Below are 25,294 nucleotides of genomic sequence, written 5' to 3'. Positions count from 1 at the left end.
GCGGCTGGCGATGACGCCGGGGCTGTCCTTGGCGGCCTTCGCGGCGCGGCGGGCCTCCACCCGCGACAACCCCCGCCCACCCGAAGTCCCTTCCGGGGCGGCACCGGTGGCGGGACGGTCGGCGCCCCGGCGGCCCTTCCCCCGGCCCTGCCGCGCGGCCGCCGCCTTGCGCCGCTCCGCACGCCCAGGCCCCGAAACGCCCTCCACGGGCCGTGGGGCCTCTTCCACGGCCCCGGGAGGCTCCACCGCCTCCTCGGCCCCACCGGCCTCGTACGGCGCCTGTACGGACTCGTACGGGGCCTCGTAGGAGGGCCCGTGGGCCGGGCTCTCGTAAACGGGCTCCTCGTAGGAGGCCGGGCTCCCCTGAACCGGCGCCCCCTGCCCGACGGTCCCGTACCCGGCGGCCTCCTGCCCGGCGGTCTCGTACCCGGCGGCTTCGTACCCCGTGGTCCCGTACTCGGCGGTCCCGTACTCGGGCGCCGGCTGCCGGCCGTAGTCGTACGGCGTTTCCTGGCCGTATCCCGTCCCGGCCGCCGGGTCGTACGCGTACGGAGTCTCCTGCCCGTACGGCGGCGCCCCCTGTCCGTACGGCGCCTCCTGCCCGTACGGCGGCTGCTGCTCGTACGGGGCGCGCTGCTCGTACGGGGTCTCCTGCCCGTACGGGTACGGCCGGGTTCCGTGCTCCTGGGGTATCGGCTCCGTGCCGGGCTGCTCGGAGTCCCGGAACCACGGCGAGCCCGTGGTCACGCGACGGCCTTGCCCACCACCGGCGCGAGCCCCGCCGACCGGGCGACGGCCCCCTTGTCACCGCACTCCACCAGCCAGTTGGCGAGCATCAGGTGGCCGTGCTCGGTGAGGACCGACTCCGGATGGAACTGAACGCCCTCGACGGCCAGTTCGCGGTGGCGCAGGCCCATGATGATGCCGTCCTCGGTCCGCGCGGTGACCTCGAGCTCGGCGGGCAGCGCGGCCGGTTCGGCGGCGAGCGAGTGGTAGCGGGTGGCAGTGAACGGCGAGGGGAGCCCGGCGAAGACGCCCTTGCCGCCGTGGACGACGGGGGAGGTCTTGCCGTGCAGCAGCTCGGGGGCGCGGTCGACGACGCCGCCGTAGGCGACGGCCATGGACTGCATGCCGAGGCAGACGCCGAAGACCGGGACGCCGGTGTCGGCGCAGTGCCGGACCATGTCGACGCAGACCCCGGCCTCCTCGGGCGAGCCGGGCCCCGGCGACAGCAGGACGCCGTCGAAGCCGTCCTGGGCGTGGCTCAGCTCCACCTCGTCGTTGCGGAGCACCTCGCACTCGGCACCGAGCTGGTAGAGGTACTGCACGAGGTTGAAGACGAAGCTGTCGTAGTTGTCGACGACGAGAATGCGCGCGCTCACTGGCCGTCCACCGTCACATCGTTGAACGGAAGCAGGGGCTCCGCCCAGGGGAACACGTACTGGAAGAGGACGTAGACGATTCCGAGGGCCAGTGCGATGGAGATCAACGCCCGTACCCACGCGTTGCCCGGCAGATGCCGCCAGATCCAGCCGTACATGACGTCGCCGCCCCTTCCGTTCGTTACGGGCTCCAGAGTACGGGGCGAGGGGGCCGTCGGGGGGAAGCTGTCCGAAGCCTGTGGACAACCCGGCCCCCGCGCGGTCCCCGACCCGGCTCCGCACCGGTCCCGGAGCCGCCCGCGAAGGCCCCGGGCCGGCCCGCGGCGGGCTCAGGCGGCGGGCCGGGCCTGGTTCAGGTCGACCGTGCCGGTGTAGCCGGGCAGGGTGACGCCCTTGTGCTCGTCGACCTTCCAGCCGAGCCCGTACGCCTTCACGTACAGCTGGTAGTTCTGGAGCGCGGGAGAGGCGGCGAGGGCCTTCTCCAGGGCCTTCCGGTCCCCCACGGCGGTGATCTTGTAGGGGGGCGAGTAGACGCGGCCCTGGAGGATCAGGGTGTTGCCGACGCAGCGGACCGCGCTGGTGGAGATGAGCCGCTGGTCCATGACCCGGATGCCCTCGGCGCCGCCTGCCCAGAGGGCGTTGACGACGGCCTGGAGGTCCTGCTGGTGGATGACCAGGTCGTTGGCCTGCGGTTCGGGGTAGCCGGGGGCGGGGTGGGCGCCGGGCGGGGCGTCGTCGAGGGTGACGGTGAGGCCGGAGCCGGAGATCTCGGCGGTGCCGGCGGCGGCCTCCAGGGCCGCGAGCCTGCGGTCCTCGGCGTCCGTGGAGCCGTCGTCGCGGGCGGCGAGGGAGTCCACCTCGCCGCGCAGGGCGGCGGTGGTCTCGTCGAGCCCGGCGTTCTTGTGGCTGCGCTGCTCGATGAGGTCGGAGAGCCTGAGGAGGGAGGCGTCCGTACGGATGTCGGTGCCCCGCGCGGTGTTGAAACTGGTGACGAAGAGGAGCCCGGCGAGGGCGAAGACGGCGAGCGTGAGGAGCCGGACGGGGCGCCATCGGGGGGCGCGGACCGGTCCGGCGGGGGGCTCGCCCGGAGTGTCGGCGGAATTGCTCAACGTACCCTGATCCCCTTCTTCGCCGCGGAACCACTACGCTAACGGACGCCCGGGGGACGCAGCCGTCCCCCTACGTCACATCACGGCGACAGCCACAGTTCCCTGCGCGGTCACGCAGCGCATCGACAGGAGAGTCCCTCGTGCCGAAGTCACGGATCCGCAAGAAGGCCGACTACACGCCGCCGCAGGCGAAGCAGGCCACCAACATCAAGCTGACGAACCGCAGCTGGGTCGCTCCGGTGATGCTGGCCCTGTTCGCCATCGGTCTGGTGTGGATCGTGGTCTTCTACGTCACCGACGGCTCGCTCCCGCTGGAGTCGATCCGGAACTGGAACATCGTGGTCGGCTTCGGCTTCATCGCCGCCGGCTTCGGCGTCTCCACCCAGTGGAAGTGACGCCGTTACGAGCCCCTTCGGAGGCTGCGTTACAGACCCCCTCGGAGGCCCCCTCGGAGGCCCCGTCGAGGGCGCCTTTCGGGGTGCTCCGTAGCGGCTCCGGTGCGACCGCGTCAAGCTCACCCCAGAGTTTATCCACAGCGTTGTGCACAGCACTGGATAACTTACGAAGATCTGTGGATAACTCGCACGGTGTTGACGCCGGTATGACTGCGAAGTTTTCCCCAGGGTCACCGAAAGCCCCCCACCTCCCGGGTGAAATCCCAGGTCAGAGGTGGGGGGCTTGGTTGCTTTGCGCTCCGTGGGGAGAACCCGCTCTCCACTGTGGATAACTCTGGGGAAAGCTCACCCCTTCAGCTCGTCCACAGTCCTGTGTGCTCAGGTGAGCGACATCGTTCGGCCCACCACTATCCCCACGTCGATCAGGAGCAGCAGTCCACAGGCGCCGTACTGCACCAGTTCCCGGCGCTCGCGGGGCGCCTGGACGAGCGCGTACGTCACCAGCAGGCCGGCCACCAGACCGCCGACGTGGGCCTCCCAGGAGATCCCCGGACGGGTGAACGTCATCAGCAGCGAGAGCGCCACGAAGAGGGCCACCGGCCGCATGTCCTGGCGTCGGCGCCGGGCGAGCACCACCCACGCGCCGATCAGTCCGTAGACGATGCCGGAGGCCCCCAGCGAAGGCTGGTTCGGCGCGGCGACCACATAGGCGAGGACCGAACCGGACAGACCCGAGAGCAGGCAGAGCAGCGCGTACCGGGACCGGCCCAGCTCGGGTTCGACGATGCCGCCGATCACCCACAGGCCCAGCAGGTTGAAGAGGATGTGCCACGGCTCCTGGTGCAGGACCGTGGAGGTCAGCAGCCGGTACCACTCGCCGTCCGCGACCCCGACCACCTCGTTCAGCGACGGGTCGAAGGCGTGGCCGATCAGCACGAGCTGGTCGACGAGCCGGTCCCCGTAGAGCAGCACCAGGCCGTACACCAGCACGTTGATCCCGATGAGGATCTTGGTGACCAGCCGGTCGTCGTGGCGGACCCGGCCGCCCGCGAGGGTCCGGGCCTGGTTGGCGCCGGCCCCGTGCCCGGTGCCCGAGCCGCTGCGGACGCAGTCGGGGCACTGGAAGCCGACGGAGGCGGAGATCATGCACTCCGGGCAGATCGGCTTCTCGCAGCGGGTGCAGCGGATGCCGGTCTCGGTGCCCGGGTGGCGGTAGCAGTGCGGCAGTGCGGACTTCGCGTCCATGGTCGGATGCGTCCCTTCCGGGTCAGCGCTGCTCGATGACCACGGACTCGACCACGACGTCCGTCAGCGGCCGGTGCGTCTGGGGATCGGCCGGGACCGCCGCGATGGCGTCCACCACGGCCCGGCTCGCCTTGTCGACGACCTCGCCGAAGATGGTGTGCTTGCGGTTCAGCCAGGTCGCCGGGGCGACCGTGATGAAGAACTGGGAGCCGTTGGTGCCCGGCCCCGCGTTGGCCATCGCCAGCAGGTACGGCCGGTCGAACCACAGCTCCGGGTGGAACTCGTCCGGGAACTCGTAGCCCGGACCGCCGGTGCCGTTCCCCAGCGGGTCACCGCCCTGGATCATGAAATCGCCGATGACCCGGTGGAAGACCGTCCCGTCGTACAGGGGGTCCCGGGAGACCTGGCCGGTGCCCGGATGGGTCCACTCGCGCCCGCCGGTGGCGAGCTCCGTGAAGTTCCGCACCGTCTTCGGCGCGTGGAACGGCAGCAGGCGCACCTCGATGTCGCCGGCGCCGGTCTTGAGGATCGCGTACGGCTGGGCCACGGTCCGCCGTCCCTCCCTGGTCGTGCGTCACGCCGCGGAACGCGTCGGTCACGCACCCACGGACTCTGGCGCGTCCGATCCTCGCATGCCCCGGATGCCCGCCCCGCATGCCGGAGTCCACTCCGGCAGGCATGATGCCGAAAAGGGTGGAAAGGTGAAAAACCGATAACGCTCGCCACCGAGGAGGAGGAACCCGTGACCCGCATGGACAGCGTGCGCGCCGCGACGGATTCGGCGAAGGAGGGCGTCCTGCACGCGGCGGACGCCGTGGCGCCGTACGCCTGCACCGCCAGGGACCAGGCCGCGCACTACGCGCACGAGGCACGGGTGCGGCTGGCGCCCAAGGTGTCGGGAGCCGCTCGGCAGGCGCGGGCGCGGTACGCCGCGCACGTGGCGCCGCACGTGCCGCCGGGGGTCGACGAGGCCGCGCACCGCGCGGCGGCCCGGACCCGTTCGGTCGCCCATCAGGTGGCGGACTACACGGCTCCGCGCGTCGAGCAGGCGGTCGCCGTGACCACTCCCGTCCTGGAGGAGGCCGGGTCGCGCTCCACTGCCGCCTGGGCCGCGCTGCGGGGCCAGGTGACGCCGGACGACGTCCGGAAGCTGGTGAGGAGGCAGGAGCGCAGGGCCAGGGCGGGCCGGTTCGTCAAGGGTCTCGCCGTGGTCGGCGTGCTGCTCGGCGGCGCTTTCGTCGCCTGGAGGTGGTGGGACCGGCAGACCGATCCCGACTGGCTGGTCGAACCGCCCGCGCCCACCGACGTGGACGAGGGACCGGGTGCGCCGGCCGCACCGGAGGTGCTCGCCGAGGCGGAGGTCGAGGAGGAGCTGGAGGTCGAGCGGGAGGCGGAGCCGGGGACGGACGCCGGGGCGGAGCCCGGCAAGCGGGGCGACCGCTCCTGAACCGGACCAGGCACGTCCGGTACGTGCGCCGCATACGCCGCGCGTGCCGCGGGTGCCGCGTGCGGTGCGCGAGGTGCGCGCGTCACGCATGAGGCGTGCGTCCTGGATGAGGCGTGCGCCGTGGATGAGGCGTGCGTCTTGGATGAGGCGTATGCCGTGCGTGGGGCGTGCGCCGTGGAGGGGGCGCGGGGTGCGGGCCGGGCGTGCGCCGAAGACGAGGCGCGCGGCTCGCGGGGCGCGTGGTGCTTGTGGGGTGTGTGGTGCTCACAGGGTGCGTGGTGCGCGTGCGAGGCGGTGGACGGGTCCGGTGCGTCCGGACGATCCGGTACGTCCTCCGGTGCGCGCACCTCAGGCCGCCGCGAGGGCCAGTTCGGTCAGCGCCCCGGGGTCGTCCGCGAGCGGCGCGGCCGGGCTCAGGTGGCGTACGGCGGGCGACGAACCGTGGGCCTCGGCTCCGATGCGCTGCTTGATGGTGGGCGGCAGCGCGCCTCGGCGGGCCGGGGACCACCGCTCCGCCTGCCTCGGCACGGTGACCGCCGCGGCGGTCCCGGCGGGGGCGACGGCGGCGCCGGCGGACTCCTCGGGCTGGGTGACCGGGACCTGGGTCCGCGCGGTGGCGGGGGCCGCCAGGCCGACGGAGGCGAGCAGGGCGAAGAGGACGGAGACGAAGGCGGTCCAGAACTGCTTGACCTTGGCGGTGGCCATGGCCCCTCACTTTCGGGTGCGGTGTTCTCGGATGGTTCATTTCGGGTTGCGCGCTTTACATACCTTTCTCATGATCTGGATGCGGCCCCGGATCCGGCGGAGCGACGCCGTGTCCGCGCAGTTCTTCCGATGAACACCACCCGTCCGGACCAGCCGCCTCCGCCCCTCCTCCTCCCGCGTGAGCCTCGTCACACCCCTGTCACAGGGGACGGCCCCGTGGTGTCTTGAGGCCGGAACCCCGCGACGGCGGGGCGGACGGAGGCGGGACACCATGGACGGCACCACCGAACAGGCCCCGGAAGAAGGCACGTTCACCCCCGCGACCGGCGACCCCGTGTCCGGCGACCCGGCGACCGCGGCCTTCGTCGCCCACCGCGACCTCCTCTTCACCGTCGCGTACGAGATGCTCGGCTCGGCCGCCGACGCCGAGGACGTCCTCCAGGAGACCTGGCTCCGCTGGAGCGCCGTCGGCCTCGACCAGGTCCGCGACCGGAGGGCGTACCTCGTCCGGATCACCACCCGGCAGGCCCTCAACAGGCTGCGGACCGTCCGGCGCCGCCGGGAGGCGTACGTCGGCCCGTGGCTGCCCGAGCCGCTGCTCACCTCGCCGGACGTCGCCGAGGACGTCGAGCTCGCCGAGAGCGTGTCCATGGCGATGATGCTGGTCCTGGAGACGCTGGCCCCGACCGAGCGGGCCGTCTTCGTCCTGCGCGAGGTCTTCGCGGTGGAGTACGACGAGATCGCGGCGACCGTCGGGAAGTCCCCGGCGGCGGTCCGGCAGATCGCGCACCGCGCCCGCGCGCGCGTACGGGCCCGCCGCCCCCGCGTCGCGGTCGGCGCGCGCGAGGCGCGTGCGGTCGCCGACTCCTTCCGCCGGGCCCTGGAGGACCGCGACACGGAGGCGTTCCTCGCACTCCTCGCCCCCGGCGTCACCCTGATCGGCGACGGCGGCGGAATCCGGCGGGCGGCCGTGCGCCCGATCGTCGGCGCCGGCCAGGTGGCCCGCTTCTATCTCGGCGGCGGGCTCCGCACGGAGGCGCGGGTCACCTGCGAGCCCGCCTCCGTCAACGGCGGCCCCGCGCTCGCGGTGCTCCTCGACGGAGCGCTGGACAGCGTGATGGCGCTGCGCGTGGAGGAGGGCCTGGTCACCGGCCTGTACGTGGTCCGCAATCCGGAGAAGCTCACCCGCGTCACGACCCCGACCCCGCTCACCCTGCGCTGACGCCCGCCCCTTCGCCTCCCCTCCCCTCGCCCTCCCCTCGCCCTCCCCGGAAAGGCCCCCTCCCGTGTCCGGACAGACCATCGCCACCGCCCCGGCGGCAACCCCCGCCCGCCCCGTCACCGCCCGGGGCGCGACCGCCCTGAAGGTCTCGATCGGCCTCCAGACGGCGGCCCTCTTCTTCCAGGCGGGCACCGCCGGCGCGCTGCTCGTCTCCCCGACCGGCGCGCTGCTCCACGACATCGGCTCCCGGGTGATGTACGGCGCGACGATGCTCTACCTGCCGGCCGCCGTCCTCGCCTGGCGGCCCGGCGGCGGCACCCCCCGGCCGATCCTGTACGCGACCGGCTTCCTGGTCCTCGCCTCGGTCCAGGTCGTCCTGGGCATCGCCCATCTGCCCGCGTTCCACGTCCCCCTGGGCGTCACCCTGTGCGCCCTCAGCGTCCTCGACCTGGCCCGCGTCCTGACCGGAGGCACCCGCCCGGCGCGATGATCGCGCTCCCTGAAGGAGCGGGTTTTCCCCGCGCGGAGAACCCGCGCACGGAAAATGCCCTCCGCACCGCGTTCCCGCGGTTTCGGAGGGCATTTTCGGGGAGTGGAGCCTAGGGGAGTCGAACCCCTGACATCTGCCATGCAAAGACAGCGCTCTACCAACTGAGCTAAGGCCCCGGAACGAGAACAGCGTACCGGGTCCCACCCCGTCCCGGGCAAAAGGTGGGGACTCCCGGTGGACGACCACGCTCCGTAAGATGCTGCCCGAGGTTCGCAGTGGCGAACCGCAGGGATGGGGAGAAGCATGGACGCAGCGCAGCAGGAAGCCACGGCAAGAGCCCGGGAGCTTCAGCGCAGTTGGTACGGGGAGCCGCTGGGAGCGCTGTTCCGCCGGCTGATCGACGACCTCGGACTCAACCAGGCCAGGCTCGCCGCCGCGCTCGGCCTCTCCGCCCCCATGCTCTCCCAGCTCATGAGCGGCCAGCGCGCCAAGATCGGCAACCCGGCCGTGGTCCAGCGCGTGCAGGCCCTCCAGGAGCTCGCCGTCCAGGTCGCCGACGGCAGCGTCAGCGCCGCCGAGGCCACCGACCGGATGGACGAGATCAAGAAGTCCCAGGGCGGCTCCGTCCTCACCGCCGCCGGCGGCCAGACCGCCAACGGCTCCGGCGCCCCGACCGTGCGCCGGGTGGTCCGCGAGATCCAGTCGCTGCTGCGCTCCGTGGCCGCCGCCGGGGACATCATCGACGCCGCCGACTCCCTCGCCCCGGCCCATCCCGAACTGGCCGAGTTCCTCAGGGTGTACGGCGCCGGGCGGACCGCGGACGCGGTCGCCCACTACGAGGCGCACCAGAACTGACACGACACCGAGCGGGCACGAGCGACGGGGAGCGGGTGCGGCCATGGGCGAGGTCTTCGCCGCCAGGTACGAGCTGATCGACCCGATCGGACGGGGCGGGGCGGGCGCGGTGTGGCGCGCCTGGGACCACCGCCGCCGCCGGTACGTGGCGGTCAAGGTGCTCCGGCAGGGCGACGCGCACACGCTGCTGCGCTTCGTCCGCGAGCAGGCGCTGCGGATCGACCACCCGCACGTCCTCGCGCCGGCCAGCTGGGCCGCCGACGACGACCAGGTCCTCTTCACCATGGACCTGGTCTCCGGCGGCTCGCTCGCCCACGTCATCGGCGACTACGGCCCCCTGCCGCCCCGCTACGTCTGCGTCCTGCTGGACCAGCTCCTCTCCGGGCTGGCCGCCGTGCACGCGGAGGGGGTCGTCCACCGGGACATCAAACCGGCGAACATCCTGATGGAGGCGACCGGCGCGGGCCGCCCGCACCTGCGGCTGTCCGACTTCGGCATCTCCATGCGCAAGGGCGAACCCCGGCTCACCGAGACCCATTACGTGGTGGGCACTCCCGGTTACTTCGCCCCCGAGCAACTCTTCGGCGCGGAGCCCGATTTCACGGCCGACCTGTACGCCGTCGGCCTCGTCGCGCTCTATCTGCTGCACGGCACCAGGCCGGACTCCCAGGCCCTGGTGGAGCACTTCACGGCGTACGGGACCCCACCCGCGCCCGCGAGCGTGCCCGAGCCGCTCTGGCAGGTCCTGGCGGGGCTGCTCCAGCCCGATCCGCAGGTCAGGTTCCGGACCGCCACGGGGGCGCGGAAGGCGCTGGCCGCCGCCATGGAGCTGCTGCCCGAGCCGGGTCCCGGCGAGGAGCCGGTGGAGATCTTCGACCAGATCGGGCCGCTGCCGGCCGGTTTCGGCCCGGACGGCCCCGCGCCCGCCCCCGAGGAGTCCGGCCCGGCCGCTCCGGAGGCCGTCCGGGAGCCCGTGCCGGTGCCCTCGCCGTCCGAGACGGGCAGCTTCCACCTGCCGCCGCCGACCGCCCGTACCGCGCCCCCGCCTGTCCCCGCCGCGCCCGCGCCCGCGTACGGCCCCGCGTACGGCCCCGCGCCGGACGCACCCCCGGCGCCGGCTCCCGCCACCGGGCCGCAGGCGGCCCCGTACGCCCCCACCACGCCCTCGTACGCCCCGCACGCCGCTCCGGCCCCCGCGGCGCCGCCGGAGCCGTTCTCCGGGCCGCTCGCGGCGCCCGTACGGCGGCCGGGACCACCCCCGAAGGTGGCGGTCCCGGTGCTGCTCCTCGCGCTGGTGTCGCTCGCGGTCGGCTTCTGGGCCCTCACCCAGGTCTGACACCGGAACGGGCCTCGGGTCTGACGCCGGGTCGGGCGCCGGGAAGGGTGTCGGACCCGGCGCCGGACCCGACACCCTTCCCGGGTCCGCTTCCTGACGCCGGGTCCGGTCCCGCGTCCGTGTCCGCGTCTCAGGCGCGGTGCGGGGCCGCGCGGCGGGCCAGGAGGGTCCAGGCGCCGAGGCCCACCAGGAGGACGGTGCCCAGGCCGATGCCGCCCGCGGCGAGGACCGTCATCGCGGTGCCGCCGCCGGCCGCCCGCGGCCCGCTCGCGCCGGTCTCGGCCGCGTCCCGGTCACCGGCCGTCACCTGGAAGGGCCCGGGGTCGCCCGCGTACCCCGGTCCCGGCCCCGCCTTCCCGGTCACCTGCACCCGCAGGATCAGCGGCACCGCCCCGTCGCCGTACTTCTCGGCCATCGCGGGGCTGAGGGTGGCGGTGAGGTAGTACCAGCCGGCGAACCGCATGCCGCTGGTGGCGGTCTCGTACGAGGAGCGGTTCTCGTGGGCGACCGGCCGCTGCGGGTCGATGCCCACGGTGGTCTGCTTCCCGCTGTAGCCGACGGTCTCCAGGTCGACGAAGCCGCGCGCGGGGTTGTCGAGGCCGAAGGCCAGGGCGTTGCCGACGAGGTCGTCGCCGGTGGCGCTGCTGCCCAGTTCGGCGCGGGCGAAGAGCTGCTGCCCCCAGTCGACCGGCACCCGGTAGAAGAGCGTCTGGCCGGGGCGGATGTCCGCCCGCCACGCGCCGCTCTCCAGGGAGACGGCGGTGTGGAAGCCGTTCCCGCCCGGCCTCGGCACGGGGGTGCCGGTGAGCGGGGCGGGGGTGGCCGAGGCCCAGGACTCGGGCAGCTTGGTGGGGCCGGTCTTCGTGAGCAGGGGTTCGCTGACGTGCCGCAGCTCCAGCTGCCAGTCGCCGGGGTCGGACTCCTTGTCCGACTCGCGCTCGACGACGACGTAGTACGTGCCCGTCTCCTGGCAGGAGGAGACGTCCGGGTCGATGATCCGGCGGGCGTAGGCGGTGAGCGGCCGGGCGTGGTCGCCGAAGGCGAAGTTCACGTCCTGGTAGCCGCACTCGGTGCCGGAGTCGTCCTGGATCGCGATGCGGAACCCGTCGCCGTAGGCGGCCTTCCCGCCCGGCGGGGGGACGGCGACGGCGGAGACGTACGCGTTGGCGGTGGTGCCGAGGCCGAGCCGGTAGTAGACCTTGCCGTCCTTCCTGAGGACGTCCCGGTAGCTCTTTCCGGGCTCCAGCTCCTTCGCGTCGGCGCTGGAGGCGGCGCCCTCGATCGGCCGCGCGGTGTCGTCGAAGGCGTACGGGGGCGGGGGAGCACCCTGCGCGGCGTGGGCGGGCAGCGCGGTGAGCGTGCCCACCGCGGCGGCGGCAGCGGCCAGGGCGGCGGCCCGCCGTACCGCGGTCCCGCCCCGCCGGAGACCACCCCCGGTGCCGTTCCCGGCCGTTCCCCCCGCCAGCGTGCTCACGCGCGTCTCCCGTCGTGTCCGGCCGGCCGCCCCCGGCGGCCGTCGCCGGACCATCCTGCCCCGCCCCCTCCCCCGCTGTCCGCACGGGGTGGGCGCGGAGCGGCCCGGAAACGCGGAGATCCCGTCCGCGCGGGGCGCGGACGGGATCTCGGCTTCAGATGGGGTGGGTCTCAGACACCGGAACCGGACGGCACGGAGTCGGTCGCCTCCGTCCACAGGTCCTGCTCGGCGCGATCCGCCTGGATCTGGCGGTACACGAGGAGCCCGCCGATGGCGGCCAGTGCGACCAGGAGCAGCTTCTTCACCGCGCGACCTCGTCTTTCGTTGACGTAGGAGACTTCTTCAACCCACTCTACACATCGACCGATACCGATCGGTGACCTGTGCGAGCGCCAAACCTCACATGACGAAAAAGACCCGGACGGATGTACCGTCCGGGTCTTTCTACTGTGTGGGGCTAACAGGATTTGAACCTGTGGCCTCATCCTTATCAGGGATGCGCTCTAACCAACTGAGCTATAGCCCCGCCGCGCTTTGCGGTGTGTGTCCCGCGCGCTGACTCCTGAAGATTAGCGCACGTCGGGGCCAGTCCCAAAATCGGTTCTCCGGGACCGGCCCCGCGTGGACTACTCGTCCTCGGCGAGCGTCAGCTCGACGCCTCCGACGAAGCCGGCCGACAGGTTGTAGATGAAAGCGCCCAGCGTCGCCAGGGCCGTCATCAGGACCACGTCGATCACGGCGATCACCGAGGTGAACATCAGCACCCGCGGCAGCGACAGGAAGGACTGCAGGTCGAAGCCGTTGGACTCGTTGGAGCCCGTGGCCTCGCTGATCGTGCCGCCGACCGTCGAGAAGACGCCCATGGCGTCCATGACCATCCACAGCACGGCCGCCGCGACGACCGTGCAGATGCCCAGCGCGATGGAGAGCAGGAAGCTCACCTTCATGACCGACCACGGGTCGGCCTTCGCCACCCGCAGCCGTGCCTTGCGGGTGCGCGGCGTGGTGCGCGCGCCCGTCCGGGGGCGCCGGACCGCGCCGGCGGAGGTCTGGCCGCCCTGCGTCTGTCCGCCGCCCTGGGGGCCGTCGTAGGCCCTCGGCGGGTGGTAGGCGCCCGCCGGCTGCGCCGCGGGGCGCTCACCGGGCAGCGTCCCGTTGTAACTGTCGTAGGGGGACTGCTGCCCCCGGCCATCCGTCACCGCTACCCCCTGGGAGTCCGTGGCCGAGCCACGGGCACCGTACGCTCCGGTTCCTGCAGAAGCGCCGGCTGCCGCCGACCCGGCGCCCGTGGCTCCACTCACGCTCTTACTCCTCGTGCTCCCCGGCCTCGGGCTCGGTGCCCTCGGCCGCTGCCGCCGCCTCGATCGCCTCGGAGGCGCCTTCGGCGTCGACGGCGTCGTCGCCGTCCTCGTCCTCACTGCCGGCCTCGGCGTTTCGTGCGATGCCGACGACGGCATCGCGCTTGCCCAGGTTGATCAGCTGGACGCCCATGGTGTCACGGCCGGTCTCCCTGACTTCGCTGACTCGCGTACGAATCACACCGCCGGACAGCGTGATGGCGAGGATCTCGTCCGTCTCCTCCACCACCAGCGCGCCCACGAGGGAGCCGCGGTCCTCCACGATCTTGGCGGCCTTGATGCCGAGGCCGCCGCGGCCCTGGACGCGGTACTCGTCGACGGCGGTGCGCTTGGCGTAGCCGCCGTCGGTCGCGGTGAAGACGAACGTACCGGGCCGGACGACATTCATCGAGAGCAGTTCGTCGTCCTCGCGGAAACTCATGCCCTTGACGCCCGAGGTGGCACGTCCCATCGGACGCAGCGTGTCGTCCGTGGCCGTGAAGCGGATCGACTGCGCCTTCTTGGAGATGAGCAGCAGGTCGTCGTCGGACGAGGCCAGCTCGGCACCGATCAGCTCGTCATCGCTGCCGTCCTCCCGCTCGCGCAGGTTGATCGCGATGACACCCCCGGAGCGCGGGGAGTCGTAGTCCTTCAGGGCGGTCTTCTTCACCAGGCCCGAGCGGGTCGCGAGCACCAGGTAGGGCGCGGCCTCGTAGTCGCGGATCGCGAGGATCTGGGCGATCTGCTCGTCCGGCTGGAAGGCCAGCAGGTTGGCCACGTGCTGGCCGCGGGCGTCCCGGCCGGCGTCCGGCAGCTCGTACGCCTTGGCCCGGTAGACCCGGCCCTTGTTGGTGAAGAACAGCAGCCAGTGGTGGGTGGTGGAGACGAAGAAGTGGTCGACGATGTCGTCCTGCTTCAGCTTCGTCCCGCGCACGCCCTTGCCGCCGCGCTTCTGCGAGCGGTAGTCCTCGGTCTTGGTGCGCTTGACGTAGCCGCCGCGGGAGATCGTGACGACGATGTCCTCTTCGGCGATGAGATCCTCGATGGACATGTCGCCGTCGAAGGGCACCAGCTTGGAGCGCCGGTCGTCGCCGAACTTGTCGACGATCGCGGCCAGTTCCTCGCTGACGATCGTCCGCTGCTTCTCCGGGGAGGCGAGGATCGCGTTGTACTCGTCGATCTTCGCCTGGAGCTCGTCGTGCTCGGCGATGATCTTCTGGCGCTCCAGGGCGGCGAGCCGGCGGAGCTGCATCTCCAGGATCGCGTTGGCCTGGACCTCGTCGATCGCCAGCAGGTCCATCAGGCCGGTGCGGGCGATCTCGACGGTGTCGCTGCGGCGGATGAGGGCGATGACCTCGTCGATCGCGTCGAGCGCCTTGAGCAGGCCGCGCAGGATGTGGGCGCGCTCCTCGGCCTTGCGCAGCCGGAACTTCGTCCGGCGGACGATGACCTCGATCTGGTGCGTCACCCAGTGGCGGATGAACGCGTCCAGGGAGAGGGTGCGCGGCACGCCGTCGACGAGCGCCAGCATGTTGGCGCCGAAGTTCGACTGGAGGTCGGTGTGCTTGTACAGGTTGTTCAGGACGACCTTGGCGACGGCGTCGCGCTTGAGCACGATGACCAGGCGCTGGCCGGTCCGGGACGAGGTCTCGTCGCGGACGTCGGCGATGCCGCCGATCTTGCCGTCCTTCACCAGGTCGGCGATCTTCTGCGCGAGGTTGTCCGGGTTGGTCTGGTAGGGCAGCTCCGTGACCACCAGGCACTGGCGGTTCTGGATCTCCTCGACCTCGACGACCGCGCGCATGGTGATGGAGCCGCGGCCGGTGCGGTACGCCTCCTCGATGCCCTTGCGGCCGACGACGAGGGCGCCGGTCGGGAAGTCGGGGCCCTTGATGCGCTCGATCAGCGCGTCGAGGAGCTCCTCGTGGCTCGCCTCGGGGTGCGCCAGGTACCACTGGGCGCCCTCGGCGACCTCGCGGAGGTTGTGCGGCGGGATGTTGGTCGCCATGCCGACGGCGATGCCGGCGGAGCCGTTGACCAGGAGGTTCGGGAAACGGGCCGGGAGGACCGTCGGCTCCTGGTTGCGGCCGTCGTAGTTGTCCGTGAAGTCGACGGTCTCCTCGTCGATGTCGCGGACCATCTCCATCGACAGCGGCGCCATCTTGCACTCGGTGTAGCGCATGGCGGCGGCCGGGTCGTTGCCCGGGGAGCCGAAGTTGCCGTTGGAGTCGACCAGCGGCATCCGCATCGACCAGGGCTGGGCGAGGCGGACGAGGGCGTCGTAGATGGAGGAGTCGCCGTGCGGGTGGTACGTGCCCATGACGTCGCCGACGACGCGGGCGCACTTGTAGAAGCCCTTCTCGGGCCGGTAGCCGCCGTCGTACATCGCGTACAGCACGCGCCGGTGGACGGGCTTGAGGCCGTCGCGGACGTCGGGCAGCGCGCGGGACACGATGACGGACATCGCGTAGTCGAGGTACGAGCGCTGCATCTCGGTCTCGAGCCCGACGGGCTCGATCCGCAGCACGGGTTCCTGGTCCTCGTCGGTGGTCACGGGGGTGTTCTCGTCGGCCATTGCTGGTCGTCAGTCCTTTCGTGCGGTCAGCTGGGACCGACTCAGATGTCGAGGAAGCGAACGTCCTTGGCGTTGCGCTGGATGAAGGAGCGCCGGGCCTCGACGTCCTCGCCCATCAGCACCGAGAACAGGTCGTCGGCCTGCGCGGCGTCGTCCAGGGTGACCTGGCCGAGGACGCGGTGCTCGACATCCATGGTGGTGACCCGGAGCTCCTCGGCGTTCATCTCGCCGAGGCCCTTGAAGCGCTGGATCGAGTCCTCGCGGATGCGCTTGCCGTTCTGCTTGCCCAGCTCGACCAGCGCATCGCGCTCGCGGTCCGAGTAGGCGTACTCGAAGTCGTCCCGACCCCACTTGATCTTGTAGAGCGGCGGGCGGGAGAGGTACACGTGCCCGTTCTCGATCAGCGGCCGCATGAAGCGGAAGAGGAAGGTCAGCAGCAGGGTGTTGATGTGCTGGCCGTCGACGTCGGCGTCCGCCATCAGGATGATCTTGTGATAGCGGAGCTTCTCGATGTCGAAGTCCTCGTGGACCCCGGTGCCGAAGGCCGAGATCAGCGCCTGGACCTCGGTGTTCTGGAGGATCTTGTCGACGCGGGCCTTCTCGACGTTCAGGATCTTGCCGCGGATCGGCAGGATGGCCTGGTACATCGGGTTCCGGCCGGACTTGGCGGAGCCGCCGGCGGAGTCGCCCTCGACGATGAAGATCTCGCACTTGGTCGGGTCGTTCGACTGGCAGTCCGAGAGCTTGCCCGGCAGGGACGCCGACTCCAGGAGGCCCTTGCGGCGGGTCAGGTCGCGGGCCTTGCGGGCGGCCACGCGCGCGGTGGCGGCGGTGATGCCCTTGCGGACGATGTCCGCGGCCTCGTTCGGGTTGCGGTCGAACCAGTCCGTCAGGTGCTCGTGGACGACCTTCTGGACGAAGGTCTTCGCCTCGGTGTTGCCGAGCTTCGTCTTGGTCTGGCCCTCGAACTGCGGCTCGCCGATCTTGACCGAGATGATCGCGGTCAGACCCTCGCGGATGTCGTCGCCGGTGAGGTTGTCGTCCTTCTCGCGAAGGAGCTTCTTCTCGCGCGCGTACTTGTTGACGAGCGTCGTCAGCGCGGCGCGGAAGCCCTCCTCGTGGGTGCCGCCCTCGTGGGTGTGGATCGTGTTCGCGAAGGAGTACACGCCCTCGCTGTACGAGGAGTTCCACTGCATCGCGATCTCGGCCGAGAGGAGGCGCTCCTTGTCCTCGGCCTCGATGTCGATGACGGTCGGGTTGACCAGCTCGCCCTTGCGCGAGTTGAGGTACTTCACGAAGTCGACGATGCCGCCCTCGTAGTGGTACGTCACCGTGCGGGCGGTCGCCTCGGCGGCGGTCTCCGCGTCCGGGGCGTCGGCGCCGACCGTGGCCTTCGCGGACTCGCGCTCGTCGGTGAGCGTGATCGTCAGGCCCTTGTTGAGGAAGGCCATCTCCTGGAAGCGGCGCGAGAGCGTCTCGAAGGAGTACTCGGTCGTCTCGAAGATGTCCGGGTCGGCCCAGAAGGTGACCGAGGTGCCGGTCTCGGAGGTCTCCTCGTGCTGGACGAGGGGGGCGGTCGGGACGCCCATCTTGTAGTCCTGCGTCCAGCGGTGACCGTCCGTCCGGATCTCCACGGAGACCTTGGTGGACAGGGCGTTCACGACCGAGACGCCGACGCCGTGGAGGCCGCCGGAGACGGCGTAGCCGCCGCCGCCGAACTTGCCGCCCGCGTGCAGCACGGTCAGGACGACCTCGACGGCGGGCTTGCCCTCGGAGGGCACGATGCCCACCGGGATGCCGCGGCCGTTGTCGATGACGCGGACGCCGCCGTCGGGCAGGATCGTCACGTCGATGGTGTCGGCGTGGCCGGCCAGGGCTTCGTCGACCGAGTTGTCGACGACCTCCTGCACCATGTGGTGCAGACCGCGCTCACCGGTCGAGCCGATGTACATGCCAGGGCGCTTGCGCACGGCATCCAGGCCCTCGAGGACCTGGATGTTGCTGGCGGTGTACTGGTTGTTCTCGTTGGGGTTGCCGGAATCGGCCACGAAGCGCCCTTTCTGGCACAGCACAGGCCGTGCTCCGGGCATAGGGGAGCCGGCTGCGTCGTTCGACAGTTCCGCAGTGTGGCGGGATTGTCTTCCAGTCTACCGGTACCGCTGACAGTCATGGGGGTTTGCGGGCACCTGAATGCGCATGTGCCGCCCTCGGCGGCCCCGAGACGACTCCCCATATCCGGACAGGGGCTCCAGGGGCCTCTGACCGCCACCCAGCGCTTCGGGCGGTGACCGATGGTGGCGCCGGTCCTCGGGCGGGCTCCCCGAGGCGCCGCGAAGCACCCGCGGGAGACCTTCCGACCGGTCGGTACCGCGCTGTGCGAAGGGGCGGGATCAGCCGTAGGTGTCGCCCGGACCGACCGACCCGGGCGCCCGCAGCGGCCCGTACCGGCGCGCGCCGGCGCCCGGCCCCAGGACCTTGATCAGCCGTACCGTGCCGTGCCCCAGGTCCTCGTTCAGCCGGGCGACCAGGGTGGGGGCGAGCAGCCGCAGCTGGGTGGCCCAGGCGGTCGAGTCGCACTGGACGGTCAGCACGCGCGCGTCCGGCTCCTCCTCGTAGCGGACCGGTACGCAGTGCTTGGCGAGATCCTCGCCGACGATCTGCGGCCAGCGGCCCATCACCCCGCCGACGGCGGCCGGCGTCTCCCAGCCGCGCTCGGCGAGCAGCCGGTTGATCGCGGCGCCGAGCGCCATGGGGTCGCGTCCGTCGGCGCGCGCGCCGGAGCGCAGACCGCCGCCGCGCCGGGCCTGCTTCTTCTGCTGGGCGGCGGCTCCCCGCGCGCGTGCCTGTTCCTTGGCGGCGCGCAGCGCGACGCGGGCGAGGTCGACGCCCGAGGGTTCGGGTGCGGCGGCACCGTCCACAGCCTGTGGAGGATTCTCCGCACCTCCTTCACCGGTTCCGTTCATACGCGCTCCACCGTCCCTCCGGCCACCGCGTACCGGGTCCCGGCGAGCACGCCCGGCACGTCGTCGTCGACGGCGGCCGTCACGAGGACCTGCTCGCCGCCGGCCACCAGCTCCGCGAGCCGTTCGCGCCGGCGCGCGTCCAGCTCGGCGAAGACGTCGTCGAGGACGAGGACCGGCTCGTTGCCCTCGGAGCGGAGCAGGTCGTACGAGGCGAGACGGAGCGCCAGCGCGTACGACCAGGACTCGCCGTGGCTCGCGTACCCCTTGGCGGGCAGGTCGCCGAGGCGGAGCAGCAGGTCGTCGCGGTGCGGCCCGACCAGGGTGACGCCGCGCTCGACCTCCTGCCTGCGGGCCTCCCCGAGGGCGGCGGTGAGCTGCTCGTACAGCTCCTCGCGGGTCTGTCCGACGCCGGGGGCGGAGGGCTTGTACTCCAGCAGGACCGGGCCGCCGCCGGGGGCGAGCCGCTCGTACGCCTTGTCGGCCAGCGGCTGGAGGGTGCGGACGAGGTCCAGGCGCTGGGCGAGCAGTTCGGCGCCGGCCCGGGCCAGGTGCTGGTCCCAGACGTCGAGGGTGGAGAGGTCCATGCCGCGGCCGCCGTGCCGGCGGGCCATGGCGGCGGACTTCAGGAGGGTGTTGCGCTGCTTGAGGACGCGCTCGTAGTCGGAGCGCACGCCGGCCATGCGCGGGGAGCGCGCCGTGACGAGTTCGTCGAGGAAGCGGCGGCGCTCGCCGGGGTCGCCCTTGATGAGGGCGAGGTCCTCGGGGGCGAAGAGGACGGTCCGCACGATGCCGAGCACGTCACGCGGTCTGACCTGGGAGGACCTGTTGATACGGGCGCGGTTGGCGCGGCCGGGGTTGAGTTCGAGTTCGACCAGCTGGGAGCGCTCGCCCTGGGTGACGGCGGCGCGGATGACGGCCCGCTCGGCGCCCATCCGCACCAGGGGGGCGTCGGAGGCGACGCGGTGGCTGCCGAGGGTGGCGAGGTAGCCGACGGCCTCGACGAGGTTGGTCTTGCCCTGGCCGTTGGCGCCCACGAACGCGGTGACGCCCGGGTCGAGGGACACCTCGGCCCGGGCGTACGAGCGGAAGTCGGCCAGCGAGAGATGCGTGACGTGCATGGTTGGGCGCCGGCCTTCCCCCGGTCGCTGCGCACCGGACGGTGCACAGCCTGTGGATTGCTACTTCTTCTCGACCGCGTGGCCGCCGAACTGGTTGCGCAGCGCGGCGATCATCTTCATCTGCGGCGAGTCGTCCTGCCGGGACGCGAACCGCGCGAACAGCGAGGCGGTGATCGCGGGGAGCGGGACGGCGTTGTCGATGGCGGCCTCGACGGTCCACCGGCCCTCGCCGGAGTCCGACGCGTAGCCGCGCAGCTGGTCCAGGTGCTCGTCCTCGTCGAGGGCGTTGACCGCGAGGTCGAGCAGCCAGGAGCGGATGACCGTGCCCTCCTGCCAGGAGCGGAAGATCTCGCGGACGTTCTCCACGGAGTCGACCTTCTCCAGGAGCTCCCAGCCCTCGGCGTACGCCTGCATCATCGCGTACTCGATGCCGTTGTGGACCATCTTGGCGAAGTGGCCGGCGCCGACCTTGCCGGCGTGCACGGAGCCGTACTCGCCCTCGGGCTTGAGGGCGTCGAAGACCGGCTGGACGCGGGCGACGTGCTCGTCGGAGCCGCCGTACATGAGCGCGTAGCCGTTCTCCAGGCCCCAGACGCCGCCGGAGACGCCGCAGTCGACGAAGCCGATGCCCTTGGCCGCCAGCTCCTCTGCGTGCTTCTCGTCGTCGGTCCAGCGGGAGTTGCCGCCGTCGACGACGACGTCGCCGGGGGAGAGCAGCTCGGCCAGCTCGTCGATGGTGGACTGGGTCGCCGCGCCGGCGGGGACCATGACCCACACGACGCGCGGGGCCTGGAGGGCGCCCACCAGCTCTTCGAGGCTGTGGACGTCCGCGAGGTCCGGGTTGCGGTCGTATCCGATGACGGTGTGGCCTGCGCGGCGGATGCGCTCGCGCATGTTGCCGCCCATCTTGCCGAGACCGACGAGACCGAGCTCCATCAGAGTTGTTCCTTAAGCGTCGTGTGCGGTACCTACCCGGGTCCGAGCCTACGCCCGGACCCGGCCGCACACCTGTGGGGTCGGCCGCTCAGTCGAACCCCCGCGGCGCAGGTCAGCCGCTCAGCCGCACCGGCATGATCAGGTACTTGTAGGCGTCGTCCGCCTCCGCGTCCACCGCCGGCCGGCCGCTCAGCAGGGCGGGCTTGGTGGAGGTGGTGAAGGAGAGCTGGGCGACCGGGGAGTCGATCGCGCTGAGGCCGTCCAGGAGGAAGGTCGGGTTGAAGGCGATGGAGATGTCGTCGCCGTCCAGCTGGGCGTCGACCCTTTCCACAGCCTGTGCGTCGTCGCTGGAGCCGGCCTCCAGGATGAGGACGCCCTGCTCGAAGCTGAGCCGGACGGGAGTGTTGCGCTCGGCGACCAGGGCCACGCGCTTGACGGCCTCGACGAAGGGGGCGGTCTCGATCACCGCGACCGAGTTGAACTCGGTGGGGAAGAGGGTGCGGTACTTCGGCAGGTCGCCTTCGAGGAGGCGCGTGGTGGTGCGGCGGCCGGCGCCCTCGAAGCCGATGAGGCCCTCGCCCTGGCCGGAGCCGGAGAGCGCCAGGGTGACGGTGTCGCCGCTGGTGAGCGCCTTGGCGGTGTCCAGAAGGGTCTTGGCGGGCACCAGGGCGACCGCGGAGGCGTCGGGGGCCTCCGGCTTCCACAGGAACTCGCGGACCGCGAAGCGGTAGCGGTCGGTGGAGGCCAGGGTGACGGTGTCGCCCTCGATCTCGATGCGGACGCCGGTGAGGACGGGCAGCGTGTCGTCGCGGCCGGCGGCGATGGCGACCTGCGCGGCGGCGGCGGCGAAGATCTCGCCGGGGACGGTGCCGGTGGCGGTCGGCATCTCGGGCAGCGCCGGGTACTCCTCCACAGGGAGGGTGTGGAGGGTGAAGCGGGAGGAGCCGCAGACCACGGTCGCCCGTACACCGTCTGTGGAGATCTCCACCGGGCGGTTGGGGAGGGCGCGGCAGATGTCGGCGAGGAGGCGGCCGGAGACGAGGACGGTGCCGTCCTCCTCGATCTCGGCCTCGACGGAGACGCGGGCGGAGACCTCGTAGTCGAAGCTCGAGAAGCTCAGCGCGCCGTCCTCGGCCTTCAGCAGAAGGCCCGCGAGGACGGGGGCCGGCGGACGGGCCGGAAGGCTGCGGGCCACCCAGGCCACCGCCTCCGCGAGTACATCGCGCTCCACCCGGATCTTCACCGGAACCGCCTCCTGCTTGTTGCTGGCTCGTTCGTCGACTGCGGGATCCAGTCTGACGTACGCCGCCGACACTCGGTGCGGCTCGGGGTCAAGTCGCGACGAGAGCGGCTCGGGGCTCCGGCGCCGAGTTGTGCACAGCCCCCGCTTCAAAGCCATTCCCGAGCTAACTATGAGTGGGAGTAGTAGTAGGGGCTGTGGAAACCGTGGATAACGTCGTCCATGCAGGTCAGCACCCGTTTTTTATCCACTGCGCCTGTGGGTGGAACCCGTGGATAACCAGGGTTCTCTGTGGACACACGAAAGTTCTGCACACCCCATGCACAGGAAGGGCTGAGTTCTCCCCAGCGCTGTCCCCAGCTTTCCCCGGGTTCCCCACAGCCCAAACGTCTCCCTTGGTGTGACCGCTTTCACTCCTCCCGGTGATCGGGGGTGTTTCGTTGCCGAACAGTGGACAGCGGTGTGGAGAAGCTGTGGGCAACCGATCCTCCCCTGTGGGCAGCCGGTGGACAACTCTGCGGGGCTCCTGTGGACGAAAGATTCATCCACAGGCTGTGGAGAACGGTTGCTCACAAATCCACACCCCCCTGAGCTGGTGTGATCGTCGGCCGGTCACTCAGCCTGTGGACAGAATCCGGATAACTCGACAGTCCCCACCCTGTGGACGGGAGATCATCCCGCAATCTGTGGAGAACCCGCCAGCGAGACGCGGTAATCGAACAGTTCCGGCGTGGGCGAGGCGCCCGGATGCCACGCGAGGACGGCCGCCGGCGGCCCCGGAGCACCACCCGGACGGCCTCGCGGCCCTCCGGGAGAAGGCTTCTGAGGGAACGTCCGGGCGTCCGCACGGCGATCCGTCCGGCGCTGCCGGCCTCGCTCGCCGCCGCTCTCCTCCGCCCTTCTCAACGGCCTCGGACCCCTTCCGGGAACGCCGGGACGCCCTTCCGGGAACTCCGTCCGGCAACCCCTTCCGGGAACGCCGAAGGGCGCCCCGGTGGGAGTCCGGGGCGCCCTTCGGCGTACTGCGGGCCTCCTGCGGCACGCGAGAGAACGGAGGAACGACGGAGGAACGGAAGGAGGGGACGGGGAACGGTACGGGGGCCGTACGGCGCCGCGTCAGCCGTTCTTGATGCGGTTGGTCAGCTCCGTGACCTGGTTGTAGATGGAACGCCGCTCCGCCATCAGGGCCCGGATCTTCCGGTCCGCGTGCATCACGGTCGTGTGGTCGCGGCCGCCGAACTGCGCGCCGATCTTCGGCAGCGACAGGTCCGTCAGCTCGCGGCACAGGTACATGGCGATCTGGCGGGCCGTCACCAGGACGCGGCTGCGCGAGGAACCGCACAGGTCCTCCACCGTCAGCCCGAAGTAGTCGGCCGTCGCCGCCATGATGGCGGGGGCGGTGATCTCGGGGGAGGTGTCCTCGCCGCCGGGGATCAGGTCCTTGAGGACGATCTCGGTCAGCCCCAGGTCCACCGGCTGCCGGTTGAGGCTCGCGAAGGCCGTCACCCGGATCAGCGCGCCCTCCAGCTCGCGGATGTTCCGCGAGATCCGGGAGGCGATGAACTCCAGCACCTCCGGCGGGGCGTTGAGCTGCTCCTGCACCGCCTTCTTGCGCAGGATCGCGATGCGGGTCTCCAGCTCCGGCGGCTGCACGTCGGTGGTGAGGCCCCACTCGAAGCGGTTGCGCAGTCGGTCCTCCAGGGTGACCAGCTGCCGGGGCGGCCGGTCGGAGGAGAGCACGATCTGCTTGTTCGCGTTGTGCAGGGTGTTGAAGGTGTGGAAGAACTCCTCCTGCGTCGACTCCTTGCTCGCGAGGAACTGGATGTCGTCGACGAGCAGGATGTCCACGTCGCGGTAGCGCTTGCGGAAGGCGTCGCCCTTGCCGTCGCGGATGGAGTTGATGAACTCGTTGGTGAACTCCTCCGAGCTCACGTACCGGACCCGCGTGCCCGGGTAGAGGCTGCGCGCGTAGTGCCCGATGGCGTGCAGCAGGTGCGTCTTGCCGAGCCCCGACTCCCCGTAGATGAAGAGGGGGTTGTACGCCTTCGCCGGTGCCTCGGCCACCGCGACCGCGGCCGCGTGCGCGAACCGGTTCGAGGACCCGATCACGAAGGTGTCGAAGAGGTAGCGGGGGTTCAGCCGCGCGTGCTGCTCGCTCGCGCCGCCGCCCGAGGACCCGCCGGAACCCGTGCCCGAACCGCCGGCCGGCCGGTCCGGGCCGCCGCCCGCCCCGTGGCCGCCGGGCGGGCCGGGGCGCGGGACCGGGGAGGCCGGACCGGACAGGTCGGGCAGCTCGGCGCGCTCGGGCCGCTGCGGCTGCTCGTAGCCCCGGCCCTGCTCCTCGTACCGGGAGCGCCCGGAGGGCTCCGGGGAGGCCGGTCCGGTGTACGGCGCGCGCTCGGGGAAGCCGCCGAGGCGCGGCTGCTGCCAGGAGAGGTCCTCCTGGCTCCGCGGCCAGGCCCCCGGCTCGGGGCGCGGTGGCTGTGCGTAGTCGGGGTAGGCGGGCCGCGCGGTGGGCAGCCCGTCGTCGGGGAGCGGGCGGTGGCCGTAGCCCTCGTACTTCTCGTACGGCTCCGGCTGCGGACGCTCGTCGTAGCGCGGCTGCGCCGGGCGTCCGGGCGAGGGCACCGGCGGCGGCTCGCCGACGGAGTCGTCGACGGTGATCGCGATCCGGATCGGGCGGCCGCACTCGCGGCTGAGGGTCTCGCTGATCAGCGGGGCCAGCCGGCCCTCCAGGACGCGCTTGCCCCATTCGTTGGGGACGGCGAGCAGCGCCGTGTCGGCGACCAGGGCGAGCGGCTGGCAGCGCTCGATCCACTGCTTGTCCTTGGGCTCGATGCCCTGCTGCCCCTCGCCCAGGAGCTGGTCGAGCACGCGCGGCCACACTGCGGCAAGATCGGCGGGTACGTCAGCCACAGGGCACGCTTTCTCGCAGGTCCCACGAATGTGTGGTTCTCGGGACGGTGGGTCGAAGGTCCGTGAGACGGGATGGGCCGTCGGGACAGGTGAGGACAGATCCGGAAAAGGTTGCGGAGTCCAGCCACGGTAGTCGGGGCGGCTGACGTGGTTCAAGTTGTTGTCCACAGCCTGTGCACAAGGGGCCCCTGCGACGGGTCGGTTTGACCGGATGGCGTAACCCCGCGTACCGTAACGAAGTCGAGTTGTCGATGGCTGCTGCCGCCTGCCTCCGATGGGCAACGATCACCCTATGTGATCACGAAGCGGTGCACTCGGGCGTATTGCGAGCTTCTCGTGGGCGCACGGTGACAGCCAGGCGATGTCCCGCCACCACCCGAATCATTTCTGGAGCCCCCGAGTGAGCAAGCGCACCTTCCAGCCGAACAACCGTCGTCGCGCGAAGACCCACGGCTTCCGCCTGCGCATGCGTACCCGTGCCGGCCGCGCCATCCTGGCGAACCGCCGCGCCAAGGGTCGCGCGAGCCTGTCCGCCTGATCCGCTTAAAC

General features: G+C 71.6%; 23 protein-coding genes, 2 tRNA genes and 1 pseudogene. 7 read left to right on the top strand and 19 right to left on the bottom strand.

The window, feature by feature from the left end; genetic code table 11:
- From IE219_RS26565 to IE219_RS26550, 4 genes and pseudogenes are all read right to left on the bottom strand, one after another.
- Window positions 1-747: pseudogene (locus IE219_RS26565) on the bottom strand (hypothetical protein); the annotation flags it as partial.
- A complete protein-coding gene (locus IE219_RS26560) occupies window positions 744-1,382 on the bottom strand; it encodes an aminodeoxychorismate/anthranilate synthase component II (RefSeq protein WP_189981951.1) in 639 nt (212 codons plus the stop codon). The pseudogene IE219_RS26565 and the gene IE219_RS26560, both read right to left, overlap by 4 nt.
- Window positions 1,379-1,540 (bottom strand): hypothetical protein, encoded by a 162-nt coding sequence (locus tag IE219_RS26555; protein WP_189981949.1) that lies wholly within the window; start codon window positions 1,538-1,540, stop codon window positions 1,379-1,381. Before IE219_RS26555 ends, IE219_RS26560 begins: the two co-directional genes overlap by 4 nt.
- Window positions 1,541-1,711: 171 nt before the next feature.
- The gene (locus IE219_RS26550; protein WP_189981947.1) at window positions 1,712-2,491 is read right to left on the bottom strand and encodes a DUF881 domain-containing protein; all 780 of its coding nucleotides are present in this window, start codon (window positions 2,489-2,491) and stop codon (window positions 1,712-1,714) included.
- 140 nt (window positions 2,492-2,631) lie between these two features.
- Here IE219_RS26550 and crgA point away from each other — a divergent pair, with 140 nt between their 5' ends.
- Entirely contained in the window at window positions 2,632-2,886 is a 255-nt protein-coding gene (crgA, locus tag IE219_RS26545) for a cell division protein CrgA (protein WP_189981945.1), read from the top strand.
- Between the two features lie 378 nt (window positions 2,887-3,264).
- Here crgA and IE219_RS26540 read toward each other — a convergent pair whose 3' ends face one another.
- On the bottom strand, window positions 3,265-4,131 hold the full coding sequence (locus tag IE219_RS26540) for a rhomboid family intramembrane serine protease (RefSeq protein ID WP_189981943.1): 867 nt from the start codon (window positions 4,129-4,131) through the stop codon (window positions 3,265-3,267).
- A 22-nt stretch (window positions 4,132-4,153) separates the two neighbouring features.
- Window positions 4,154-4,678, bottom strand: a complete 525-nt coding sequence (locus IE219_RS26535) for a peptidylprolyl isomerase (protein WP_189981941.1) — start codon at window positions 4,676-4,678, stop codon at window positions 4,154-4,156.
- A 195-nt stretch (window positions 4,679-4,873) separates the two neighbouring features.
- On the opposite strand from IE219_RS26535, the gene IE219_RS26530 reads away from it, so the two are divergent.
- Window positions 4,874-5,578: a DUF5324 family protein gene (locus IE219_RS26530; RefSeq protein WP_189981939.1), complete on the top strand. Its 705-nt coding sequence runs from the start codon at window positions 4,874-4,876 to the stop codon at window positions 5,576-5,578.
- A 348-nt stretch (window positions 5,579-5,926) separates the two neighbouring features.
- Here the strand turns inward: IE219_RS26530 and IE219_RS26525 are convergent, their stop codons facing one another.
- Window positions 5,927-6,283: a DUF6344 domain-containing protein gene (locus IE219_RS26525; protein ID WP_189981937.1), complete on the bottom strand. Its 357-nt coding sequence runs from the start codon at window positions 6,281-6,283 to the stop codon at window positions 5,927-5,929.
- Between the two features lie 271 nt (window positions 6,284-6,554).
- Between IE219_RS26525 and IE219_RS26520 the strand changes: the two genes are divergently transcribed.
- Both IE219_RS26520 and IE219_RS26515 read left to right on the top strand, forming a co-directional pair.
- Complete coding sequence (locus IE219_RS26520) at window positions 6,555-7,505, top strand: RNA polymerase sigma-70 factor (RefSeq protein WP_189981935.1); 951 nt, start codon at window positions 6,555-6,557, stop codon at window positions 7,503-7,505.
- Between the two features lie 64 nt (window positions 7,506-7,569).
- Window positions 7,570-7,995 (top strand): hypothetical protein, encoded by a 426-nt coding sequence (locus IE219_RS26515; protein ID WP_373298890.1) that lies wholly within the window; start codon window positions 7,570-7,572, stop codon window positions 7,993-7,995.
- A gap of 103 nt (window positions 7,996-8,098) precedes the next feature.
- Here the strand turns inward: IE219_RS26515 and IE219_RS26510 are convergent.
- Window positions 8,099-8,171: transfer RNA gene (locus IE219_RS26510), tRNA-Ala, on the bottom strand.
- A gap of 127 nt (window positions 8,172-8,298) precedes the next feature.
- Between IE219_RS26510 and IE219_RS26505 the strand changes: the two genes are divergently transcribed.
- Window positions 8,299-8,850: a helix-turn-helix domain-containing protein gene (locus IE219_RS26505; protein WP_189981933.1), complete on the top strand. Its 552-nt coding sequence runs from the start codon at window positions 8,299-8,301 to the stop codon at window positions 8,848-8,850.
- Window positions 8,851-8,893: 43 nt separating this feature from the next.
- A complete protein-coding gene (locus IE219_RS26500) occupies window positions 8,894-10,186 on the top strand; it encodes a serine/threonine-protein kinase (protein ID WP_189981931.1) in 1,293 nt (430 codons plus the stop codon).
- 130 nt (window positions 10,187-10,316) lie between these two features.
- On the opposite strand, the gene IE219_RS26495 is transcribed toward IE219_RS26500, so the two are convergent.
- From IE219_RS26495 to dnaA, 11 genes are all read right to left on the bottom strand, one after another.
- Window positions 10,317-11,660 (bottom strand): hypothetical protein, encoded by a 1,344-nt coding sequence (locus IE219_RS26495; RefSeq protein ID WP_229850020.1) that lies wholly within the window; start codon window positions 11,658-11,660, stop codon window positions 10,317-10,319.
- Window positions 11,661-11,830: 170 nt separating this feature from the next.
- Complete coding sequence (locus tag IE219_RS26490; RefSeq protein ID WP_208809277.1) at window positions 11,831-11,965, bottom strand: DLW-39 family protein; 135 nt, start codon at window positions 11,963-11,965, stop codon at window positions 11,831-11,833.
- A gap of 147 nt (window positions 11,966-12,112) precedes the next feature.
- Window positions 12,113-12,186 (bottom strand) — tRNA-Ile (locus IE219_RS26485).
- A 100-nt stretch (window positions 12,187-12,286) separates the two neighbouring features.
- Complete coding sequence (locus IE219_RS26480) at window positions 12,287-12,859, bottom strand: DUF3566 domain-containing protein (protein WP_189981929.1); 573 nt, start codon at window positions 12,857-12,859, stop codon at window positions 12,287-12,289.
- Window positions 12,860-12,965: 106 nt separating this feature from the next.
- A complete protein-coding gene (gyrA, locus tag IE219_RS26475; protein ID WP_189981927.1) occupies window positions 12,966-15,572 on the bottom strand; it encodes a DNA gyrase subunit A in 2,607 nt (868 codons plus the stop codon).
- Between the two features lie 41 nt (window positions 15,573-15,613).
- A complete protein-coding gene (gyrB, locus tag IE219_RS26470; RefSeq protein ID WP_189981925.1) occupies window positions 15,614-17,644 on the bottom strand; it encodes a DNA topoisomerase (ATP-hydrolyzing) subunit B in 2,031 nt (676 codons plus the stop codon).
- Window positions 17,645-17,962: 318 nt separating this feature from the next.
- The gene (locus IE219_RS26465) at window positions 17,963-18,535 is read right to left on the bottom strand and encodes a DciA family protein (RefSeq protein ID WP_229850018.1); all 573 of its coding nucleotides are present in this window, start codon (window positions 18,533-18,535) and stop codon (window positions 17,963-17,965) included.
- Window positions 18,532-19,653, bottom strand: coding sequence for a DNA replication/repair protein RecF (recF, locus tag IE219_RS26460; RefSeq protein ID WP_189981921.1), 1,122 nt, complete (start codon window positions 19,651-19,653; stop codon window positions 18,532-18,534). The genes IE219_RS26465 and recF overlap by 4 nt, the downstream gene beginning before the upstream one ends.
- 60 nt (window positions 19,654-19,713) lie before the next feature.
- On the bottom strand, window positions 19,714-20,589 hold the full coding sequence (gnd, locus tag IE219_RS26455; protein WP_189981919.1) for a phosphogluconate dehydrogenase (NAD(+)-dependent, decarboxylating): 876 nt from the start codon (window positions 20,587-20,589) through the stop codon (window positions 19,714-19,716).
- A gap of 112 nt (window positions 20,590-20,701) precedes the next feature.
- Complete coding sequence (dnaN, locus tag IE219_RS26450; RefSeq protein ID WP_189981916.1) at window positions 20,702-21,832, bottom strand: DNA polymerase III subunit beta; 1,131 nt, start codon at window positions 21,830-21,832, stop codon at window positions 20,702-20,704.
- A 1,113-nt stretch (window positions 21,833-22,945) separates the two neighbouring features.
- Window positions 22,946-24,745 carry a chromosomal replication initiator protein DnaA gene (dnaA, locus tag IE219_RS26445; protein WP_189981914.1) on the bottom strand — a complete coding sequence of 600 codons (1,800 nt, stop codon included), beginning with the start codon at window positions 24,743-24,745 and terminating at the stop codon, window positions 22,946-22,948.
- Between the two features lie 400 nt (window positions 24,746-25,145).
- Between dnaA and rpmH the strand changes: the two genes are divergently transcribed.
- Complete coding sequence (gene rpmH / locus IE219_RS26440) at window positions 25,146-25,283, top strand: 50S ribosomal protein L34 (RefSeq protein ID WP_015659252.1); 138 nt, start codon at window positions 25,146-25,148, stop codon at window positions 25,281-25,283.
- The last annotated feature ends 11 nt before the right edge of the window (window positions 25,284-25,294 follow it).

The organism is Streptomyces termitum (assembly GCF_014650175.1).
Lineage (GTDB): Bacteria > Actinomycetota > Actinomycetes > Streptomycetales > Streptomycetaceae > Streptomyces > Streptomyces termitum.
This window is presented reverse-complemented; position numbering and strand designations above follow the sequence as displayed.

Coding starts and splice junctions, on each gene's coding strand:
- IE219_RS26540 (WP_189981943.1), bottom strand. CDS start 4,131: ATGGACGCGAAGTCCGCACTGCCGCACTGCTACCGCCACCCGGGCACC.
- recF (WP_189981921.1), bottom strand. CDS start 19,653: ATGCACGTCACGCATCTCTCGCTGGCCGACTTCCGCTCGTACGCCCGG.
- gyrA (WP_189981927.1), bottom strand. CDS start 15,572: ATGGCCGACGAGAACACCCCCGTGACCACCGACGAGGACCAGGAACCC.
- IE219_RS26465 (WP_229850018.1), bottom strand. CDS start 18,535: ATGAACGGAACCGGTGAAGGAGGTGCGGAGAATCCTCCACAGGCTGTG.
- IE219_RS26505 (WP_189981933.1), top strand. CDS start 8,299: ATGGACGCAGCGCAGCAGGAAGCCACGGCAAGAGCCCGGGAGCTTCAG.
- IE219_RS26555 (WP_189981949.1), bottom strand. CDS start 1,540: ATGTACGGCTGGATCTGGCGGCATCTGCCGGGCAACGCGTGGGTACGG.
- IE219_RS26525 (WP_189981937.1), bottom strand. CDS start 6,283: ATGGCCACCGCCAAGGTCAAGCAGTTCTGGACCGCCTTCGTCTCCGTC.
- IE219_RS26500 (WP_189981931.1), top strand. CDS start 8,894: ATGGGCGAGGTCTTCGCCGCCAGGTACGAGCTGATCGACCCGATCGGA.
- gnd (WP_189981919.1), bottom strand. CDS start 20,589: ATGGAGCTCGGTCTCGTCGGTCTCGGCAAGATGGGCGGCAACATGCGC.
- IE219_RS26520 (WP_189981935.1), top strand. CDS start 6,555: ATGGACGGCACCACCGAACAGGCCCCGGAAGAAGGCACGTTCACCCCC.